Source organism: Streptomyces sp. NPDC055400, from assembly GCF_053644375.1.
The window spans coordinates 368,495-387,984 of sequence record NZ_JBSHLM010000001.1 but is presented as its reverse complement, the minus strand read 5'-3'; the positions used below and the strand labels follow the sequence as shown (position 1 = coordinate 387,984).

Genomic DNA, 19,490 nt, shown 5'->3' with positions numbered 1-19,490 from the left:
GGGAGCTCTGGTCAGTACGCGTCCCGCATCAGCTCCGCCAGATCGCCGTCCAGGTCCACGTGCAGATGCTCGTCGCCCACCGGCACCATCGCCGCCGTACTGCTGAGGAAGCGGCGCAGCTCGCCGGTCCGGATGTGCACGATCGCGGTGCCCTCGTGGGCGTGGAACTCCAGGACCGTGCGGTCGTAGCCGTACGGCCGGACCCGGACGTCGCCCGCACCGGCCTGCTCCCGCACCCCGGCCGAGAGCAGCTCGCGGGCGAACGTCCAGCTCACGTCGACGCCCTCGAGCGTGGCTGGCGCGGGGAACGACATGCGCACGGCGAAGGGGTCCCGCATGTCGTAGCGCAACGTCGCGGGAATGGTCGACATCCGCGGCGCGGCGGCGACGAGACGGGCCTCTACGGCTTGCTCGATGACGGTGGACAACGCCTGCTCCCTTGTGACGGCTGAACGGACGGCGGTTCGGGCAACGGCTCGGACGGCGGGTCGGTCGGCAAGTCGGACGACGGGTGGGACTCCCCGCCACTTGAAGAGACGGCGGAACGAGGGAATCCGTGCACCGAACGGCAGAGGAAAGGTGAGTGACCTCTGTCACCGGTCTCCGCTCCCTGCGGCGCGGGCCGTCTGGACGGGGCCGGGGGAGTGGGCTAGCTTCGCCCGCCATGAGGGGCATGGGGAAGTCGCGACGCATGGTGTCCATGGGGCTGGCCGGGGCGGCACTCGCCCTCGCGTTCGCTCCGGCGGGTCCGGCGCAGGCCGCCGGTGCGCGGGCCGACGGAGGGCAGGCGCGGGCGAACCCGCACTGGGCGCTGAAGGAATCCGGCACCGACGCGCGGTTCCGGGGACTTGCCGCCGTGAACCGCGACGCCGCCTGGGTGGCCGGGACCAAGGGCACGGTCCTTCGCACCGCGGACGGGGGCGCCCACTGGCGGAACGTGTCGCCGCCCGGCGCGGGCGAGCTGGAGTTCCGCGACATCGAGGCCTCCGACAGCAGGCGCGCGGTCGTCCTCGCGATCGGCGAGGGAGACGCCTCGCGGGTGTTCCGCACGGACGACGGCGGGGCCACCTGGACCGAGTCGTTCCGCAACCCCGACCCGAAGGCGTTCTACGACTGCCTGACGTTCTTCGACGCCCGCCACGGCCTCGCGATGAGCGACCCCGTCGACGGCAAGTACCGGATCCTGTCCACGCGCGACGCAGGACGCACCTGGAACGTCCTGCCCAGCGACGGAATGCCCGCGGCGCAGGAGGGCGAGGCCGGGTTCGCGGCGAGCGGCCAGTGCCTGGTCAGCTCCGGTCCGCGCGATGTGTGGCTGGCCACGGGCGGGGCCGCACGCGCACGGGTCCTGCACTCGTCGGACCGTGGCCTGACCTGGCGGGCGACCGACGCCCCGATCCCGGGGGGCGACCCCGCGCGCGGCGTCTTCGGGCTCGCGTTCCGTGACCGTACGCACGGCCTCGCGGTCGGCGGCGACTACCGCGCGGACCAGGCGTCGCCCCGGGCCTCGGCCACGACGCGCGACGGCGGCCGCACCTGGACGCCGTCGGCCGCGGCCGTCCCCGCCTACCGCTCGGGCGTCACCTGGCTCCCGCACAGCCGGACGAGCGCCCTCGCGGTCGGCCCGACAGGGACCGACCTCACCCTCGACGCGGGCCGCACCTGGCGCACCGTCGGCACGGGCTCGTACGACACGGCGGACTGCACGCACGACGGCGCGTGCTGGGCCTCGGGCGAGAAGGGACGCGTCGCCCGGCTCGAACGGTGACCTGCGGTGGGCCCGCTAGCCGGCCAACTGCTGCCGGAATCGCTCCATCTCGGGTGCCGTCTTCGTCGCGATGAACTCCGTGACGCGGTACGTGCACACGTCGCCGGTGACGAAGGGATCGGCCGCCGTGATCTTCTCGATCCGCGTGCGGTCGTCCCCGACGGCGAGGATGATCCCGCCGTCGCGGGGGTTCTTGCGGCCGGAAGCGATGAAGACGCCGGCTTCGTACTGCTCGTCGAGCCAGGCGACGTGCGCTTCGAGCAGCGGGTCGACGCGCTCGACCGGGGCCGTGTAGGTCAGTTCGAGTACAAACATGATCGCCAGGCTACCCGTGGCGCGCCGGCGCCCCGGCCCTATGGTGGTCGCCATCATGAGCCACCAACAGATCCTCGCCGACTGGCCCGCCGACGAGCGCGCCGCCCGCGCGGTCCAGGACGAACTGCGCGCCCGCGTCGTCCTCGACGAGCCGGGGCCCCCGCCCGGCACCGGACTCGTGACCGGTGTCGACGTGGCGTACGACGACGAGCGCGACCTCGTCGCGGCGGCGGCCGTCGTGCTCGACGCGGCGACCCTCGACGTCGTCGAGGAGTCCACGGCCGTCGGCCGGATCTCCTTCCCGTACGTGCCGGGCCTGCTGGCCTTCCGCGAGATCCCGACCGTCATCGCCGCCCTGGAGGGCCTCGAGTCCGGCCCCGGCCTCGTCGTCTGCGACGGGTACGGCCTCGCCCACCCGCGCCGCTTCGGCCTCGCCAGCCACCTCGGCGTCCTGACGGGGCTGCCCACGATCGGCGTCGCGAAGAACCCGTTCACCTTCACGCACGAGGAGCCGGCGGCGCCGCGCGGCAGCACGGCGCCCCTGCTGGACGGTGACGAGGAGGTCGGCCGGGCACTGCGCACCCGCGACGGCGTCAAGCCCGTCTACGTCTCGGTCGGCCACCGCACGAGCCTCGACACCGCGTGCGCCCACACCCTGAGCCTCACGCCGGACTACCGCCAGCCCGAGACGACCCGCAGAGCGGACGCCCTGTGCAGGCGAGCACTGGCGGAGGCCCAGGAGGGCGCCACGCGCGCGTAGCGACGTGCCGCGTCCCCAGCGCGCACCCTCCCCTACCGCGTGGCCGCCACCCGGAACGTGATCCCCGCGTCCCGCAGGCGGGCCGTCAGGGCCTCGCCCATCGCGACGGCCGTGGTGACCTGGCCCGAGGTTTCGGGCAGGTCGTCCAGGGCCAGGCACATGGCCGACTCGCCGAGCATCTTCGCCGTCTCGTCGTAGCCGGGGTCCCCGCCCGAGACCTCCGTGTACACGCGGCGGCCGCCGCCCTCGCCGACGAAGCGCACCGAGAACCAGCTGGCCGCGCGCCGCGCCTCGTCCGGGCCGTCACCCGGCTTGAGCCGATCGGACAACCACCTGCGCGCGGGCGGCAGTTGGGCGGCGGCGAACAGCGCGCCCGTGGCCGCGACGCCGCCGAACGCGACGGGCAGGTGCCGCACCGCCGCGTAGTGCCGGTAGCGGAAGTCGGGACCGTAGCGCTCCAGGGCCCGCGCGGACCGCTGCACGATCTGCGGGTCGATCGTCGGGAGCGGCAGCGCCCACGCGTCGACCTCCTTGGCGTAGCGGGGCGCGCCCGTCGGCGCGTACGCCCTGCGGCCGACGAGGCGTGGCTGGTGCCGCCGCCGGTCCTGCTGCGCGGCCAGCATCTGCCGGCCCCGCGAGAACTGCGTCAGCGCGGACGCGAACGTGCCGCCCGAGAACGTCGCGTTCGACCGCACGAACCCGTCGATGCGCAGCGGCACGCCCTCGGGGAGCTGACCCACCGTGAAGAGCACGCCCAGGTCGTGCGGGATCGAGTCGAAGCCGCACGCGTGGACGAGGCGCGCCCCGGTCTCCCGCGCGCGGGCGTCGTGCCGGACGTATGTGACGTCGACGAACTCGGGCTCGCCGCACAGGTCCGTGTAGTCGGTGCCCTCCTCGGCGCACGCCGCCACCAGGTCCTGGCCGTACGTGACGTACGGGCCGACGGTCGTGGCCACCACGCGCGTGCGTGCCGCGAGGGCGCGCAGGGACGCCGGGTCGGCGACGTCCGCGCGGACCAGGGGCAGCACGGCGCAGGCGGGGTCGATCGCGGTGAGGCGCTCGCGCAACCGCTCCAGCTTCCCCGTGTCACGCCCCGCGACGGCCCACCGCAGCCCCTCGGGCGCGTGCGCCGCCAGATACTCGGCGGTGAGCGCGCCGGCGAACCCGGTCGCCCCGAAGAGCACGATGTCGTACTCGCGGCCCGCCCCGTCGGCTCTGCCGGGCCTGTCCCGCATGTCCCGGTCCTTGCCGTGCCCGCTGTCCTGCCTGGTCATGACACCCCTCAGCCCTGCGCCCCGCGCCGTTGTCGGTGGCCGAGGCTAGCGTGAGGGGTGAGCGGAGGTGCAGGGGCCCCGCCTGGAGCGGGAGGTCGTCGTGGCCGGGCCGAAGAACCCGTCGCAGCGGGCGCTCAAGACATGGGCGCGCGTACGGGAGTTCGCGCTCGGGATGCCGGGTGCCACAGAGGACTTCCCGTGGGGCGAGACGGTCGCGAAGGTGAACAAGAAGGTGTTCGTGTTCCTCGGCGTCGACGACGGGAGCTGTCCGATGGGGCTCACGGTCAAGCTCAAGGACGAGGAGGCCCACGCGCACGCGCTCACGACCCCGGGCGCCCAGCTGGCCGGATACGGCCTCGGCAAGGCGGGCTGGGTACAGATCCCGCTGGACGTGAAGGACGCACCGGGCGCGGCGCTGCTCTGCGACTGGGTGGAGGAGAGCTACCGGACGGTGGCCACGAAGAAGCTCGTCGCCGAGCTGGACGCGCGATGAGCGCCGCCCCGGCCGGACGTGACGGCATCCCGTTTCAGGCGAGTTACCCCGAATCCATACGTGCCTCCTGGCAACACCGCGGCAGTGCGTCGTAAATTACTAAGCGCTTGCTCGTCAGGGGTTGTGCTGAGTGGAACACGTTCTTAGCATCGCTGGTGTTACATCAGTTGTGTCACAGTGCTGGGGGCTCGATGGCAGTGGCAGGGATGACGGACGGCGGCCCGCTCGCCGGGGTGCGCGTGGTCGAACTGGCGGGCATCGGCCCGGGCCCGTTCGCCGCGATGCTCCTCGCCGACCTGGGCGCCGATGTCGTGCGCGTGGACCGCCCCGGAGGCGCCGGGCTCGCGATCGACCCCGAGTACGACATCACCAACCGCAACAAACGCTCCGTGATCATCGACCTCAAGGCGGACGACGGCGCCTCGCGTGTCCTCGACCTCGTCACCAGGGCGGACGTCCTCATCGAGGGCTACCGTCCGGGCGTCGCCGAGCGCCTCGGCGTCGGCCCCGACGCCTGTCACGCCCGCAACCCGCGCCTCGTCTACGGACGCATGACCGGCTGGGGCCAGGACGGCCCCCTCGCCGAGCGCGCCGGGCACGACATCGCGTACATCGCCCTCACCGGCACCCTCGGGATGATCGGCAAGCCGGACGAGCCGCCGACCGTCCCCGCGAACCTCGTCGGGGACTTCGCGGGCGGCTCGCTCTACCTCGTTGTCGGCATCCTCGCCGCCCTCCACCACGCGCGCGACACCGGCGCGGGCCAGGTCGTGGACGCCGCGATCGTCGACGGCGCCTCGCACCTCGCCGCGATGATCCACGGCATGCTCGCGGCCGGCGGCTGGCAGGACCGGCGCGGCAGCAACCTCCTCGACGGCGGCTGCCCGTTCTACGGGACGTACGAGACCTCCGACGGCCAGTACATGGCGGTCGGCGCCCTTGAGCAGCAGTTCTACGACGAGTTCATCGCACTCCTCGGCATCGGGGACACGGCCCCCGCCCGCAAGGACCTCGCCCGCTGGGGCGAGCTGCGCGACGCCGTCGCCGCCCGCTTCAAGACCCGTACCCGCGAGGAGTGGACCGCCGTCTTCGAGGAGTCCGACGCGTGCGTGGCGCCGGTCCTGTCCCTGCGCGAGGCGCCCGGCCACCCCCACCTGGCGGCGCGGGGCACCTTCACCGACCACGGCGGCATCACCCAGCCCGCCCCCGCACCCCGCTTCTCCGCGACCCCCACCTCCGTCCGCAGCGGCCCCGCGCAGCCGGGCGCCGACACCGCCGGGGTGGCCCGTGACTGGGACGTACCGAGCCTGACGAAGGAAGAGAACTGATGGAGCTGTCCGCACCCCTCGCCTACGCAGCCGACCCCCGGCAGGCGGCCGACGACGCCGCCGCGCTCGAGTCGGCGGGCCTCGACGCCGTCTGGGTCGCGGAGGCCTACGGCTTCGACTCGCCCACGATCATGGGCTATCTCGCCGCCCGTACCGAGCGCATGAAGATCGGCGCCGCGATCCTCAACGTCTACTCGCGCACCCCCGCCCTCATCGCCCAGACCGCCGCCGGACTCGACGCCGTCTCCGGAGGCCGCGCCATCATCGGCCTGGGCGCGTCGGGCCCGCAGGTCGTCGAGGGCTGGCACGGCAAGGCGTACGACAAGCCGCTCGGCCGCACCCGCGAGACCATCGAGCTGACCCGCCGCATCCTGCGCCGCGAGGTCATCGACCACCACGGCATCACGGACATGCCGCTGCCCCCGGAGAAGGGCGGCAGGCTCGGCAAGCCCCTGAAGATCCTCTCCAAGCCGGTACGCCCCGAAGTGCCGTTGTACGTCGCCTCGTTGGGCCCGGCGAACGTGCGGATGACCGCCGAGACCGCCGACGGCTGGCTTCCCACGCTCTTCATTCCCGAGAAGGCCCACCAGGTGTGGGGCACCCCGCTCGCCGAGGGCGCCGCCAAGCGCGCGCCCGAGCTCGGGCCGCTCCAGGTCGTGGCCGGCGGACTGCTCGCCATCGGCGAGGACGCGGCAGCCGCTCGCGACCTCGCCCGCCCCAACATCGCCCTCTACGTGGGCGGCATGGGAGCGGTCGGCAAGAACTTCTACAACGACCTCGCCGTGGCCTACGGCTACGAGAAGGAGGCCAAGCTCATCCAGGAGCTCTATCTCTCGGGGAAGAAGAAGGAGGCCGAGGCCGCCGTCCCGGACGAGTTCTGCGAGCTCATGAGCCTGTGCGGGCCCGAGAGCTACGTGCGCGAGCGTGTCGAGGCCTTCCGCGCCGCCGGCGTCACCATGCTGAACGTCATCCCGGTCGGGCCCGAGCCCGCCCGGCTGGTCGAGACCGTCAGGAACTGGCTGTAGGGGAGGGCACCACGATGGCAATGGAACGGCAGATCTTCACCGAGGAGCACGACGCGTTCCGCGAGACCGTGCGCACCTTCCTCGCCAAGGAGGTCACCCCGCACTACGAGCAGTGGGAGAAGGACGGCATCGTCTCGCGCGAGGCCTGGCTCGCGGCCGGCCGGCAGGGCCTGCTCGGGCTCGCCGTGCCCGAGGAGTTCGGGGGCGGCGGGAACGCCGACTTCCGCTACAGCGCCGTACTCGCCGAGGAGTTCACCCGCGCGGGAGCCGCCGGCCTCGCGATCGGGCTCCACAACGACATCATCGGGCCGTATCTGACGTCGCTCGCCACGGACGAGCAGAAGCGCCGCTGGCTGCCCGGCTTCTGCGACGGCTCCCTGATCACGGCCATCGCGATGACCGAGCCGGGCGCCGGATCCGACCTCCAGGGCATCCGCACCACGGCCGAGGACCGCGGCGACCACTGGGTGCTGAACGGCTCCAAGACGTTCATCTCGAACGGGATCCTCGCCGACCTCGTGATCGTCGTCGCGAAGACGACGCCCGACGGCGGCGCCCACGGCCTGTCCCTCCTGGTCGTCGAGCGCGGCACGGAGGGCTTCGAGCGCGGCCGCAACCTCGACAAGATCGGCCAGAAGGCGCAGGACACGGCCGAGCTCTTCTTCAACGACGTCCGCGTCCCGAAGGAGAATCTCCTCGGCGAGCTCAACGGCGCCTTCGTCCACCTGATGACGAACCTCGCGCAGGAGCGCATGGGCATCGCCGTCGCCGGGATCGCCGCCGCCGAGTACCTCCTGGAGATCACCACGACGTACGTCAAGGAGCGCGAGGCCTTCGGCCGCCCGCTCGCCAAGCTCCAGCACATCCGGTTCGAGATAGCCGAGATGGCCACCGAGTGCGCCGTCACCCGGACCTTCCTGGACCGCTGCATCGTCGACCACTCCAACGGCGAACTCGACGCGGTCCATGCCTCGATGGCCAAATGGTGGGCCACCGAGCTCCAGAAGCGCGTCGCGGACCGCTGCCTGCAGCTCCACGGCGGCTACGGCTACATGACGGAGTACCGCGTCGCCAAGGCCTTCACCGACGGACGCATCCAGACGATCTACGGCGGCACGACCGAGATCATGAAGGAGATCATCGGGCGCTCCCTGCTCGGCTGATTCCCCACCGCCCTCCCGGCCCGGCCCACCTCATTGCCCGGCCCACCCTCATCGAAAGGCAAGCGAGTGAGCACCGAAGCGTACGTGTACGACGCGATCCGCACCCCGCGCGGACGCGGCAAGGCGAACGGCGCCCTGCACGGCACCAAGCCGATCGACCTCGTCGTCGGACTGATCCACGAGGTCCGGCGGCGCTTCCCGGACCTCGACCCCGCCGCCATCGACGACATCGTGCTCGGCGTCGTCGGCCCGGTCGGCGACCAGGGCTCCGACATCGCGCGGATCGCGGCCATCGCGGCCGGGCTCCCCGACACGGTGGCCGGTGTGCAGGAGAACCGCTTCTGTGCCTCGGGTCTCGAAGCGGTCAACCTGGCGGCGATGAAGGTCCGTTCGGGCTGGGAGGACCTGGTCCTCGCCGGCGGCGTCGAGTCGATGTCGAGGGTCCCGATGGCCTCGGACGGCGGCGCCTGGTTCGCCGACCCGATGACCAACTACGAGACGGGCTTCGTCCCGCAGGGCATCGGCGCCGACCTGATCGCCACCATCGAGGGCTTCTCCCGGCGCGACGTCGACGAGTACGCGGCGCTCTCGCAGGAGCGCGCGGCCTCCGCCGTGAAGGACGGCCGCTTCGCCCGCTCCGTCGTGCCCGTCACGGACCGCAGCGGCCTGACGGTCCTCGACCACGACGAGTTCCTGCGCCCCGGCACGACCGCCGACTCGCTCGCCAAGCTGAAGCCGTCGTTCGCGGACATCGGTGACCTCGGCGGCTTCGACGCCGTCGCGCTGCAGAAGTACCACTGGGTCGAGAAGATCGACCACGTCCACCACGCGGGCAACTCCTCCGGCATCGTCGACGGCGCGTCCCTCGTCGCCATCGGCACCAAGGAGGTCGGCGAGCGCCACGGCCTGACTCCGCGCGCGCGGATCGTCTCCGCGGCGGTCTCCGGCTCCGAGCCCACCATCATGCTCACCGGACCCGCGCCGGCCACCCGAAAGGCCCTCGCCAAGGCGGGCCTGACCATCGACGACATCGACCTCGTCGAGATCAACGAGGCGTTCGCGGCGGTGGTGCTCCGCTTCGTGCGGGACATGGGGCTGTCCTTGGACAAGGTGAACGTCAATGGCGGCGCGATCGCTCTGGGGCACCCGCTGGGGGCGACCGGCGCGATGATCCTGGGCACGCTGATCGACGAACTGGAGCGGCGGGACCTCCGGTACGGGCTCGCGACGTTGTGCGTCGGCGGGGGGATGGGCATCGCCACGATCGTGGAACGGGTTTCCGGCTAAGCGCCGTCGGGCTGCCTCGTCGTTGCCGGGTGCGGGTCGTCTGTGGCTGGTCGCGCCCACGCGGCGGCGCCGCAAAGCGATACAGCCCCGCGCCCCTGAAATGCACGCCCTCCGGGCGGCATTTCCCACCCAGAGACGCAACCCCAGCCCACCCCCGCCTCACCGCCCTCCCCGCACAAGACTTCACGGAGACACACATGACCGAGAGCACAACAATCCGCTGGGAAGAGGACGAGACCGGCATCGTCACGCTCGTTCTCGACGACCCCAACCAGTCCGCGAACACGATGAACCAGGCGTTCAAGGACTCCATCGCCGCGATCGCCGACCGAGCCGAAGCCGAGCGCGAGCGAATCCGCGGCATCATCTACACCTCCGCCAAGAAGACGTTCTTCGCGGGCGGTGACCTGAAGGACATGATGAAGGTCGGCCCCGAGAACGCCCAGCAGGCGTTCGAGACCGGCACCGGCATCAAGAACTCCCTGCGCCGCATCGAGACGCTCGGCAAGCCGGTCGTCGCGGCGATCAACGGCGCGGCCCTGGGCGGCGGTTACGAGATCGCTCTCGCCTCCCACCACCGCATCGCCCTCGACGCCCCGGGCTCCAAGATCGGCCTCCCGGAGGTCACGCTCGGCCTGCTCCCCGCGGGCGGCGGCGTCACCCGCACCGTCCGCCTCATGGGCATCGCCGACGCTCTGCTGAAGGTGCTCCTCCAGGGCACCCAGTACACCCCGAAGCGCGCCCTGGAGAACGGCCTCGTCCACGAAGTGGCGGCCACCCCCGAGGAGATGCTCGCCCAGGCGCGCGCCTTCATCGACGCCAACCCCGAGTCGCAGCAGCCCTGGGACAAGCCCGGCTACCGCATCCCGGGCGGCACCCCGGCCAACCCGAAGTTCGCGGCGAACCTGCCCGCCTTCCCGGCCAACCTCAAGAAGCAGACGAACGGCGCCCCCTACCCGGCCCCGCGCAACATCCTCGCCGCGGCCGTCGAGGGCTCCCAGGTCGACTTCGAGACGGCCCTGACCATCGAGGCGCGCTACTTCACCGAGCTGGTGACCGGCCAGACCGCGAAGAACATGATCCAGGCGTTCTTCTTCGACCTCCAGGCCGTCAACTCCGGCGCGAACCGGCCGAAGGGCATCGAGAAGCGCCCCGTCCGCAAGGTCGCCGTCCTCGGCGCCGGCATGATGGGCGCGGGCATCGCCTACTCGTGCGCCCGCGCCGGCATCGAGGTCGTCCTCAAGGACGTGACCGCCGACGCCGCCGCCCGGGGCAAGGGCTACTCCGAGAAGCTCTGCGCGAAGGCCGTCTCCCGCGGCCGCACCACCCAGGAGAAGGCGGACGCGCTCCTCGCCAGGATCACACCCACCGCCGAGCCGCAGGACCTCGCGGGCTGCGACGCCGTGATCGAGGCCGTCTTCGAGGACCCGGCGCTCAAGCACAAGGTGTTCAAGGAGATCCAGCACGTCATCGAGCCCGACGCGCTGCTGTGCTCCAACACCTCGACGCTGCCGATCACCCTCCTCGCCGAGGGCGTCGAGCGCCCCGAGGACTTCATCGGACTGCACTTCTTCTCGCCGGTCGACAAGATGCCGCTCGTCGAGATCATCAAGGGCGAGCGCAGCGGTGACGAGGCGCTCGCCCGCGCCTTCGACCTGGTCCGCCAGATCAACAAGACGCCGATCGTCGTGAACGACTCGCGCGGCTTCTTCACCTCGCGCGTCATCGGTCACTTCATCAACGAGGGCGTCGCGATGGTCGCCGAGGGCATCGAGCCCGCCTCCGTCGAGCAGGCCGCCGCCCAGGCGGGCTACCCGGCCAAGGTCCTGTCCCTGATGGACGAGCTGACGCTGACGCTGCCCCGCAAGATCCGTAACGAGACCAAGCGGGCCGTCGAGGAAGCGGGCGGCACCTGGGCGGGCCACCCGTCGGACGTCGTCATCGACCGCATGGTCGAGGAGTTCGACCGTCCCGGACGCAGCGGCGGCGCGGGCTTCTACGAGTACGTGGACGGCAAGCGTGCCGGTCTGTGGCCGGGCCTGCGCGAGCACTTCACCAAGCCCGGGTACGAGATCCCGTTCAAGGACATGCAGGAGCGCATGCTCTTCTCCGAGGCGCTCGACACCGTGCGCCTCCTGGAGGAGGGCGTCCTGACCTCGGTCGCGGACGCCAACATCGGCTCCATTTTCGGTATCGGCTTCCCCGGCTGGACCGGCGGCGTGCTCCAGTACATCAACGGCTACGACGGCTACGCCGGGGAGGATGCCGGCCTGCCCGGCTTCGTGGCCCGCGCGCGCGAGCTCGCCGAGCGTTACGGCGAGCGCTTCCAGCCGACCGCGCTGCTCGTCGAGAAGGCCGAGAAGGGCGAGACCTTCACCGACGCCTGACGGTCACGGGGTTCCGCGCCGGGGGTCAGCCCTCGGCGCGGAACGCCTCCCGCAGCTGCTCCTTCAGCGACCGCTGGAACGCGGTCACCAGGGCCTGCACCACCATCGGCTGCATATGGGCCGACAGGGACTTCATCGCCGCCACGTGCGCGGGATCCTCGGGGTTCGGCTCGCGCTCCCGGTAGGGCCCCCACACCTCGTCGCGGAACAGCCGCGTCAGCTCCTGGGCGGCGTCCCTCGTGTGCTCCATGAGGACGGTGCGCGCCGCGAGGATCGTCTCGTGCGCGATCGGCACCCCGAGCAGCTCCACCCCGAGCCGCAGCAGACCGGGGTCCACGCGGAGGCTGTCGGTGTCCTCCAGGTACGCGACGACGCCCATCGCGGCCAGCCGGTCCAGATCCTCCCCGGACAGGGCCCGCCCGGCCCGGCGCTCCAGCTCCGCCCGCGTGACGTCCTCCGCCGAGTCCGGGGCCCAGCTCGCCACCAGCGCGCGATGGATCGCCAGGTCGTCCGCGCTCAGGTCCGTCGGCAGCTGCTCCAGATACCGCTCGATCGCGGAGAGCGTCATGCCCTGGTGCTGGAGCTCCTCGATGAGCGCGAGCCGGGAGAGGTGGTCACGGCCGTAGTGCCCGACGCGGCGCGGCCCGATCACGGGCGGCGGGAGCAGGCCCTTCGTGCTGTAGAAGCGGATCGTACGGACGGTGACGCCCGCACGCGCGGCCAGTTCGTCGACCGTGAGCGTCGGCTCCCCGGTGTCCGTCGTCATGCTGCGCCTCGCTTCTCGGGTCCCGCGTCCTGCGTGCTCCGGTTCCGCACGCCGGGCAGGTCCAACAGTATTGCTGAGACACCAAAGTTGTGAAAGCGCCACGGGGTGGAAAGGGCGGGTGTGAAGGGGCTGTTGGGGCGTGAGCGAGCGCTTATACGCCTCGCGGAACCCGCTGTACAGAGGCTGATCATCATGTGAGAAGTGCCGCTATGTGATCTCCGCCACCGCGTGCTCCCTGCCTGGTGGGGGAAGGTGCACAGTCGGTCCGCGCCATGTCAGGAATGTCGCGGGCCGCAGCACATCCGGACCCCGGAGCGATCCGGGCACCACAGAGGGATCCCCCCACGTGAGCAAGGAAGCCGCCAACACGGCTCTGGACGCATCCCGCACAGATGCGTCCCAGGCGCCCGCCGACGCGGGTGACGCCGGCTACAGCAAGGACCTCAAGGCCCGCCACGTCAACATGATCGCGATCGGTGGCGCGATCGGTACCGGACTGTTCCTCGGAGCGGGCGGCCGCCTCCATTCGGCGGGCCCCGCACTCGCCGTCGCGTACCTCGTCTGCGGAGTCTTCGCGTACCTGGTCGTGCGCGCCCTCGGCGAGATGGTCGTGTACCGGCCGTCCTCGGGTTCCTTCGTGTCGTACGCGCGCGAGTTCCTCGGTGAGAAGGGCGCCTACGTCGCCGGCTGGATGTACTTCCTCAACTGGTCGATGACGGGCATCGCGGACATCACCGCGATCGCCCTCTACACCCAGTACTGGAGTGCCTTCACGACCATTCCGCAGTGGGTCCTCGCGCTGATCGCCCTCGCGGTCGTGCTCGGCGTGAACCTGATCTCGGTGAAGTACTTCGGCGAGATGGAGTTCTGGTTCGCGATCATCAAGGTGGCCACGCTCGTCGCCTTCCTGTTCGTGGGCGTCTTCCTCATCGCCACGCAGCACCCGATCGACGGCCAGACCCCGGGCCTGAGCATGATCACGGACCACGGCGGATTCATGCCGAGCGGCACGATGTCGGTGATCCTCGTCATGCAGGGTGTCGTCTTCGCGTACGCCGCCCTGGAGCTGGTGGGTGTCGCGGCGGGCGAGACCGCCGAGCCGCAGAAGGTCGTCCCGCGCGCGGTGAACTCGATCATGTGGCGCGTCGGCCTGTTCTACTGCGGCTCGGTGGTGCTGCTCGCGCTGCTGCTGCCGTCCTCGGTGTACTCGTCGAACGAGAGCCCGTTCGTCACCCTGTTCAGCAAGCTGGGCGTCGGCGGCATCGGTGACATCATGAACCTGGTCGTGCTCACCGCGGCCATGTCCAGCCTCAACTCGGGCCTCTACTCCACCGGCCGCATCCTGCGCTCGATGGCGATGTCGGGCTCCGCGCCCAAGTTCACCGCCCGCATGAACCGCAGCCAGGTGCCGTACGGCGGCATCCTGCTCACCGCGGGTGTCGGCGTCCTGGGCGTCGGCCTCAACTACCTCCTCCCGCACGACGCCTTCGAGATCGTCATCGAGGTCTCCTCGATCGGCATCATCGGCACCTGGGTCATGATCATGGTCGCCCACCTGGCGTTCGTCCGGCGGGCCAAGCAGGGCCTGATCAAGCGGCCGTCGTTCCGCCTGCCCTGGTCGCCGGTCACCGAGATCGTCACGATCGTCTTCCTGCTGCTCGTGCTCGGCCTCATGTGGAACGACCCGGAGACGGGCCGCAAGACCCTGATGCTGATCCCGGTCATCGCGGTCATGCTCGTCGCCGGCTGGTTCGCCGCCCGCCGCCGCATCCAGCGTGAGTCGACCGAGGAACTGACCAAACTGACCAGCGGCGAATAACGCCTGCCCCCCACTGTCAGTGGCAGCACCTACGGTGGCGTCACGTCGGAGATCACGTATCTCCGGGGTGGCGCCACCTGGTCGTTGAGCATCGCGGTGACGGTGTACGGCCACGGGGACGGAGCCGCACGTTGCGAGTGGCGGGTGGTCGGGTAGGTCCATGGCATGGCCCTCGTATCCCTGCCCCTGGAATTCCACCTCAAGGTGGGTCAACTCGGCACATCCGTCGCCCTGTTCGCGGCGGGGGTCCTCGGCCGGGCGCGGCGGTGGGCCGGGGATCAGGAGCCGGCCGCCCCGGGCAGCGAGCAACTGCCTCAGCCCTGCCGGCGCGCTCCCGTCCGGCCCCGGGCGGACCTCGCCGGCGTGCCGCGCGGCCCGGTCGCCGCCGCCGAGACGGACCTGCGCACCTGTGTCTCGGAGCTGGCGTCCGACCTGGCTTCCCGCTTGGGCAGTGAGTCGCAGGGCGGCGGTATGGCACACCCCTGAGCCGCACCACAGGAACCCCGGGGCCGCATACTGGATCACGTATCACCCGGGAACCGCTGGGGAGCCGTATGAAGCAGCACGACCTCGATCCCGAGCCCCCTGAGCCCGGCGGCATCCTGTGGGACATCGCCGGTGAGGTGCGCTCCCTGCTCGCCCTCCCCGCGGCACTCACCCTTCAGGTCGCCCACCCGGCCGTCGGCGCGGGCGTCGACGAGCACTCCGTGTTCCGCACGGACCCCTGGGGCCGCGGCGAGCGTTCCCTGCGCTCGGTGATGCTGTGGGTCTACGGCGGTGAGGACGCCGTACAGGAGGGGCGCCGCCTGCGACGGCTCCACCGGACCATCCGCGGCACCGACACCCGGGGCCGCAGCTACCACGCGCTCACTCCCGCGTACTACGCCTGGGTCCACGCCACCGGCTTCCCCGTGTACCGGCAGGCCCAGCGCTACCTCGGCCGCCGCCCCTTCACCGAGGCGCAGGAACGCCGGCTCTACGCGGAGTGGCTCCAGGTCGGCCGGATCCTCGGCCTGCACGACCGCGACATGCCGCAGACCGTCGACGCGTTCTGGCCCTACTACCGCAAGGTCCTGGCCGACGAGATCGAGCTGACGACCGTCGTACGCGAACTCGTAGCCGTCGACGCACTGGTCCCGCCGCCCGACCGCGGGCCGCTGCCGGTCAGGCTCGCGCTGCGCGCGCTGTGGCCGCTGCTGCTGCCCCCGCTCGCCCGCTTCCGCCGCTTCCTCACGATCGGACTGATGCCGCCCGACGCGCGGGAGGCCATCGGCCTGCCGTGGACCTTGGTCCAGGAGCGCAGACTGCGACGGTTCGGCGCGGTCGTCCGGCGGGTGGTGCCGCTCCTGCCGGAGCGCCTGCGCTATCTGCCGATGGCGCGACGGGCGCGAGCCGCCGAAACGGCCCGCGCCCGCTGACAGGCACTCCGTGCGTCAGTGGTCGTGCACCGAGTTCGTCGCCGCGATCTGCTTCCACGACTTCGGCTTCGCCGGCGCCACCCCGGCCCGCGCGACCCGGTCCCGCTGCGCCGCGGCCGTGCCGGGCTTCGACGGCTGGTAGAGCCACGTGTCGAAGAGCGCCGCGAGCGGCTTGCCCGAGACCTTCTCGGCGAACTTCACGAAGTCGCCGACCTTCGCGTTCCCGTAAGCGTGCTCCTGCGGCCACCCCTTGAGGATCGCGGCGAACTTCTTCTCGCCGACCTCGTTGCGCAGCGCCTGGACGGCCAGCGCCCCCCGGTCGTACACGGCGATGTCGAACTGGTTCTCCGCGCCCGGATCACCGGGCTTGACCTGCCAGAACGCGTCGTCGGCCGGGTGCTGCGCGTACACGTAGTCCGCCAGTTCCTGCGCCGTGCCCTCGCCCTCCTTCTCCGACCACAGCCACTGGCTGTAGCGGGCGAAGCCCTCGTTGATCCAGATGTCCTTCCAGCCGTCGACGGAGACGCTGTCTCCGTACCACTGGTGCGCCAGCTCGTGCACGATCACCGACACGTTGGAGCCGTTCGCGAACTGCGCGGGGGAGTAGAAGGGCCGCGTCTGCGTCTCGAGCGCGAAGTGCGACGGCACGTTCGGGACGTACCCGCCGAGCGCGTCGAACGGGTACTTCCCGAACTTCGTCTCCAGCCACTCGGCGACCTCGGTGGTCCGCTCGACGCTCGCACGCGCCGCGCCGTAGTTGTCGCCCAGGTCCTTGCTGTACGCGTTCACGACCGGCAGGCCGTCAGCCGTCTTGTCCGTCGTGATGTCGAACCTGCCGACCGCGAGCGTGGCCAGATACGTCGCCTGCGGCTTGTTGGAGCGCCAGTTGAAGCGCGTCCAGCCGAGCTTCGACGACTGCGACTGGAGCACGCCGTTGGAGACGGCCTGCGTCCCGTCGGGCACGGCCACCGACACGTCGTACGTGGCCTTGTCGAGCGGGTGGTCGTTCGAGGGGAACCACCAGGCCGCGGACTCCGGCTCGTTGGCGAAGACGGCGCCGTCCGGCGTGCGCTGCGGGGACGTGAAGCCGTACAGCTTCACGTCGGACGGCTTGCCGGCGTAGCGGACGACGACGCTGAACGACGATCCCTTGGGCAGTCCCGCCGGCGGAGTGACCTCGAGCTCCTCCACGCCCGACGTGGCGAACTTGGCCTTCTTGCCGTTGACGAGGACCTCGCTGACCTTGAGGCCGAAGTCGAGGTTGAAGCGTGAGAGATCCTGCGTGGACGCGGCGAGGAGCGTCGCCGTGCCCTCCAGGAGGTCCGTCTTCGGCTGGTACTTGAGGCGCAGGTCGTAGTGGGAGACGTCGTAGCCGCCGTTCCCGTAGTCCGGGTAATAGGGGTCGCCGATGCCCGGAGCCCCAGGTTCGAAGTCCGCCGCCGATGCCGGGATCGCCAGCATGAGAGCGGCCGCCAGTGCGCCCGGGGCGATGAGTCTGCGGTACACGAAAGCTCCAAGTCGTAGGGCCGTGAACGTTGTTGCCGACCCTATTCAGCCCCTCCCGCCCCGGTCATGTCCATGGCCCCACGTGTCACACGATCGCCATTCGGCCGACATGCGCCAATCCGTCCCATGGACCTTTCATCGCGCCTTTCGCTGCCAGGGGCTGCCCTCTTTTGCAAGGGAGTTCACCGGGGTAGCTTCCGCCCCATGCCGATACCTGAGAGACGCACGCGCCCCCTGTGGAGGACGCTCGCGACAGCGGCCACCGCCGCACTCCTTGCCGTCCTCGTCTCTCCCGGGGCCGCCCAGAGCGCCGCGCCCCGCGAGTCGAAGCCCGTCTACTCGTACGACAAGGCCATCCGCGAGTCCGTCTGGGTCGACACCCGGCTCGACGGCGACGGTGACGGGAAGACCGACCGGGTCGCCGTCGACGTCGTCCGGCCGCGCGAACCCGCACAGCAGGGCCGCAAAATCCCCGTGATCATGGACGCGAGCCCGTACTACTCCTGCTGCGGCCGCGGCAACGAGAGCCAGAAGAAGACGTACGACGAGCACGGGAACGTCGTCCAGTTCCCGCTGTTCTACGACAACTACTTCGTGCCGCGCGGCTACGCCTTCGTCGCCGTCGACCTCGCCGGAACCAACCGCTCCGACGGCTGCGTCGACGTCGGCGGCCGCTCCGACATCCAGTCCGGCAAGGCCGTCGTCGACTGGCTGAACGGCCGCGGCAAGGGCTACACCAGCCGCACCGGCACCGAACGCGCCAAGGCCGGCTGGACCAACGGCAGAACCGGCATGATCGGCAAGAGCTACGACGCCACCATCGCCAACGGCGTCGCCGCGACCGGAGTCGAGGGCCTGAAGACGATCGTCCCGATCGGCGGCATCTCCTCCTGGTACGACTACTACTTCCAGCAGGGCGCGCCCCTGTACGACAGTGGACCCGAGTGGCTGTCCGACTACGTCGAGAGCCCCGAGGCCCGCGCGCGCTGCGCCGCCGTGCAGAAGCGACTTGTCGATGAAGCGCCCAGAACCGGTGACTGGACCGGCCTGTGGGACGAGCGGAACTATGTGCCCGACGCCGGCAAGGTCAAGGCCAGCGTCTTCGTCGTGCACGGCATGCAGGACCTCAACGTCCGCGCCAAGCACTTCGGCCAGTGGTGGGACGCCCTCGCGAAGGCGGGCGTCGACCGCAAGATCTGGCTCGCGCAGACCGGCCACGTCGACCCCTTCGACTCCCGCCGCAGCGCCTGGGTCGACACCCTCCACCGCTGGTTCGACCATGAACTCCTCGGCTACGACAACGGCGTGGACCGCGAGCCGATGGCCGACATCGAGCGCACCCCCGACCACTGGACCACCGACCGCGTCTGGCCGCCCCGCACCACCGGTTCCGTGCGCCTGAGCCCTGGCAAGGGCAGCGCGGCCGGCGTGGGCACGCTCGGCCTCGAGCACGGCTCGGGCACCGAGGTGTTCACCGACGACCCGAAGCTGAGCGAGACCGACTGGGCCGCGCAGATCGACAAGTCGACGCCCGACAAGGCCGGGTTCATCACCGAGCCGCTCGGCAAGGACCTGCGCCTGTCCGGCTCGTCGAAGGTCACCGTCACCGCCACCCCGTCGACCACGACCGCCCACCTCTCGGCCGTACTCGTCGACCTCGGCCCGGCCACCATCCGCGACTACGCCGACGGCGGCGAGGGCATCACCACGCTCACCGACCGCACCTGCTGGGGCGCGAGCACGGCCGGCGACAGCTCCTGCTTCCTGCGGACCGAGGCCAAGACCGCCGACGTCGACCGGACCGTCTTCAGCCGCGGCTGGGCCGACCTCGGCACCTACGCCTCGGAGCGCACGGGCAAGCCGCTCACCCCGGGCAAGCCCTACACGATCACCCTCGACCTGGCCCCCAGCGACCACGTCGTCCCAGCGGGCCACCGCCTCGCGCTGATCGTCGCGGGCACCGACAAGGACCTCATCGACCCGCCGTCCACCAAGCCCACGCTCACTCTCGACCTGTCCAGGACGTCCGCGCGCGTCCCGCTCGTCGGCGGAGCCCACGCGTTCGCGTCCGCCACGGCCGGCACCCACACCGCCGCGCCGCGCACATCGGCACCCGAGCGTCTGTCCGACCCCCGCCCGTTCCGCCCCGTCCCGGGAGGCAGCACTCGATGACACCGCACT

17 protein-coding genes are annotated in these 19,490 nt (G+C 71.1%); 12 read left to right on the top strand and 5 right to left on the bottom strand.

What is annotated here, in order from left to right:
* Positions 1 to 11: 11 nt before the first annotated feature.
* Complete coding sequence (locus ACWIGU_RS01645) at positions 12 to 428, bottom strand: SsgA family sporulation/cell division regulator (protein WP_454396299.1); 417 nt, start codon at positions 426 to 428, stop codon at positions 12 to 14.
* Positions 429 to 664: 236 nt separating this feature from the next.
* Here ACWIGU_RS01645 and ACWIGU_RS01640 point away from each other — a divergent pair, with 236 nt between their 5' ends.
* Entirely contained in the window at positions 665 to 1,768 is a 1,104-nt protein-coding gene (locus tag ACWIGU_RS01640) for a WD40/YVTN/BNR-like repeat-containing protein (RefSeq protein WP_454396297.1), read from the top strand.
* Between the two features lie 15 nt (positions 1,769 to 1,783).
* Here ACWIGU_RS01640 and ACWIGU_RS01635 read toward each other — a convergent pair whose 3' ends face one another.
* Positions 1,784 to 2,083, bottom strand: coding sequence for a YciI family protein (locus ACWIGU_RS01635; protein WP_356271531.1), 300 nt, complete (start codon positions 2,081 to 2,083; stop codon positions 1,784 to 1,786).
* Between the two features lie 55 nt (positions 2,084 to 2,138).
* Between ACWIGU_RS01635 and ACWIGU_RS01630 the strand changes: the two genes are divergently transcribed.
* On the top strand, positions 2,139 to 2,843 hold the full coding sequence (locus ACWIGU_RS01630) for an endonuclease V (RefSeq protein ID WP_454396295.1): 705 nt from the start codon (positions 2,139 to 2,141) through the stop codon (positions 2,841 to 2,843).
* Between the two features lie 32 nt (positions 2,844 to 2,875).
* Here the strand turns inward: ACWIGU_RS01630 and ACWIGU_RS01625 are convergent, their stop codons facing one another.
* The gene (locus ACWIGU_RS01625) at positions 2,876 to 4,078 is read right to left on the bottom strand and encodes a saccharopine dehydrogenase family protein (RefSeq protein WP_454397230.1); all 1,203 of its coding nucleotides are present in this window, start codon (positions 4,076 to 4,078) and stop codon (positions 2,876 to 2,878) included.
* A gap of 211 nt (positions 4,079 to 4,289) precedes the next feature.
* Between ACWIGU_RS01625 and ACWIGU_RS01620 the strand changes: the two genes are divergently transcribed.
* The 6 genes from ACWIGU_RS01620 to ACWIGU_RS01595 all read left to right on the top strand — a co-directional run bounded on the left by ACWIGU_RS01620 (position 4,290) and on the right by ACWIGU_RS01595 (position 11,800).
* Complete coding sequence (locus tag ACWIGU_RS01620) at positions 4,290 to 4,610, top strand: MmcQ/YjbR family DNA-binding protein (RefSeq protein ID WP_454397228.1); 321 nt, start codon at positions 4,290 to 4,292, stop codon at positions 4,608 to 4,610.
* Positions 4,611 to 4,801: 191 nt separating this feature from the next.
* Positions 4,802 to 5,938 (top strand): CaiB/BaiF CoA transferase family protein, encoded by a 1,137-nt coding sequence (locus ACWIGU_RS01615; RefSeq protein WP_454396293.1) that lies wholly within the window; start codon positions 4,802 to 4,804, stop codon positions 5,936 to 5,938.
* Positions 5,938 to 6,963, top strand: a complete 1,026-nt coding sequence (locus tag ACWIGU_RS01610; protein WP_454396291.1) for an LLM class F420-dependent oxidoreductase — start codon at positions 5,938 to 5,940, stop codon at positions 6,961 to 6,963. Before ACWIGU_RS01615 ends, ACWIGU_RS01610 begins: the two co-directional genes overlap by 1 nt.
* A gap of 20 nt (positions 6,964 to 6,983) precedes the next feature.
* Entirely contained in the window at positions 6,984 to 8,126 is a 1,143-nt protein-coding gene (locus ACWIGU_RS01605; RefSeq protein WP_454397226.1) for an acyl-CoA dehydrogenase family protein, read from the top strand.
* Positions 8,127 to 8,192: 66 nt separating this feature from the next.
* A complete protein-coding gene (locus ACWIGU_RS01600) occupies positions 8,193 to 9,413 on the top strand; it encodes an acetyl-CoA C-acetyltransferase (RefSeq protein WP_454396289.1) in 1,221 nt (406 codons plus the stop codon).
* A 197-nt stretch (positions 9,414 to 9,610) separates the two neighbouring features.
* The gene (locus tag ACWIGU_RS01595) at positions 9,611 to 11,800 is read left to right on the top strand and encodes a 3-hydroxyacyl-CoA dehydrogenase NAD-binding domain-containing protein (protein WP_454396287.1); all 2,190 of its coding nucleotides are present in this window, start codon (positions 9,611 to 9,613) and stop codon (positions 11,798 to 11,800) included.
* Between the two features lie 25 nt (positions 11,801 to 11,825).
* Here ACWIGU_RS01595 and ACWIGU_RS01590 read toward each other — a convergent pair whose 3' ends face one another.
* Positions 11,826 to 12,566 (bottom strand): MerR family transcriptional regulator, encoded by a 741-nt coding sequence (locus ACWIGU_RS01590; RefSeq protein ID WP_454396285.1) that lies wholly within the window; start codon positions 12,564 to 12,566, stop codon positions 11,826 to 11,828.
* Between the two features lie 346 nt (positions 12,567 to 12,912).
* Between ACWIGU_RS01590 and ACWIGU_RS01585 the strand changes: the two genes are divergently transcribed.
* From ACWIGU_RS01585 to ACWIGU_RS01575, 3 genes are all read left to right on the top strand, one after another.
* A complete protein-coding gene (locus ACWIGU_RS01585) occupies positions 12,913 to 14,385 on the top strand; it encodes an amino acid permease (protein WP_454396283.1) in 1,473 nt (490 codons plus the stop codon).
* Positions 14,386 to 14,550: 165 nt separating this feature from the next.
* Positions 14,551 to 14,871 (top strand): hypothetical protein, encoded by a 321-nt coding sequence (locus ACWIGU_RS01580; protein ID WP_454396281.1) that lies wholly within the window; start codon positions 14,551 to 14,553, stop codon positions 14,869 to 14,871.
* A gap of 68 nt (positions 14,872 to 14,939) precedes the next feature.
* Positions 14,940 to 15,803, top strand: a complete 864-nt coding sequence (locus ACWIGU_RS01575) for an oxygenase MpaB family protein (RefSeq protein WP_454396279.1) — start codon at positions 14,940 to 14,942, stop codon at positions 15,801 to 15,803.
* A 15-nt stretch (positions 15,804 to 15,818) separates the two neighbouring features.
* Here ACWIGU_RS01575 and ACWIGU_RS01570 read toward each other — a convergent pair whose 3' ends face one another.
* The gene (locus tag ACWIGU_RS01570; RefSeq protein ID WP_454396277.1) at positions 15,819 to 17,309 is read right to left on the bottom strand and encodes a M1 family metallopeptidase; all 1,491 of its coding nucleotides are present in this window, start codon (positions 17,307 to 17,309) and stop codon (positions 15,819 to 15,821) included.
* A 204-nt stretch (positions 17,310 to 17,513) separates the two neighbouring features.
* On the opposite strand from ACWIGU_RS01570, the gene ACWIGU_RS01565 reads away from it, so the two are divergent.
* Positions 17,514 to 19,481, top strand: a complete 1,968-nt coding sequence (locus ACWIGU_RS01565) for a Xaa-Pro dipeptidyl-peptidase (RefSeq protein WP_454396275.1) — start codon at positions 17,514 to 17,516, stop codon at positions 19,479 to 19,481.
* Positions 19,482 to 19,490: the final 9 nt, after the last annotated feature.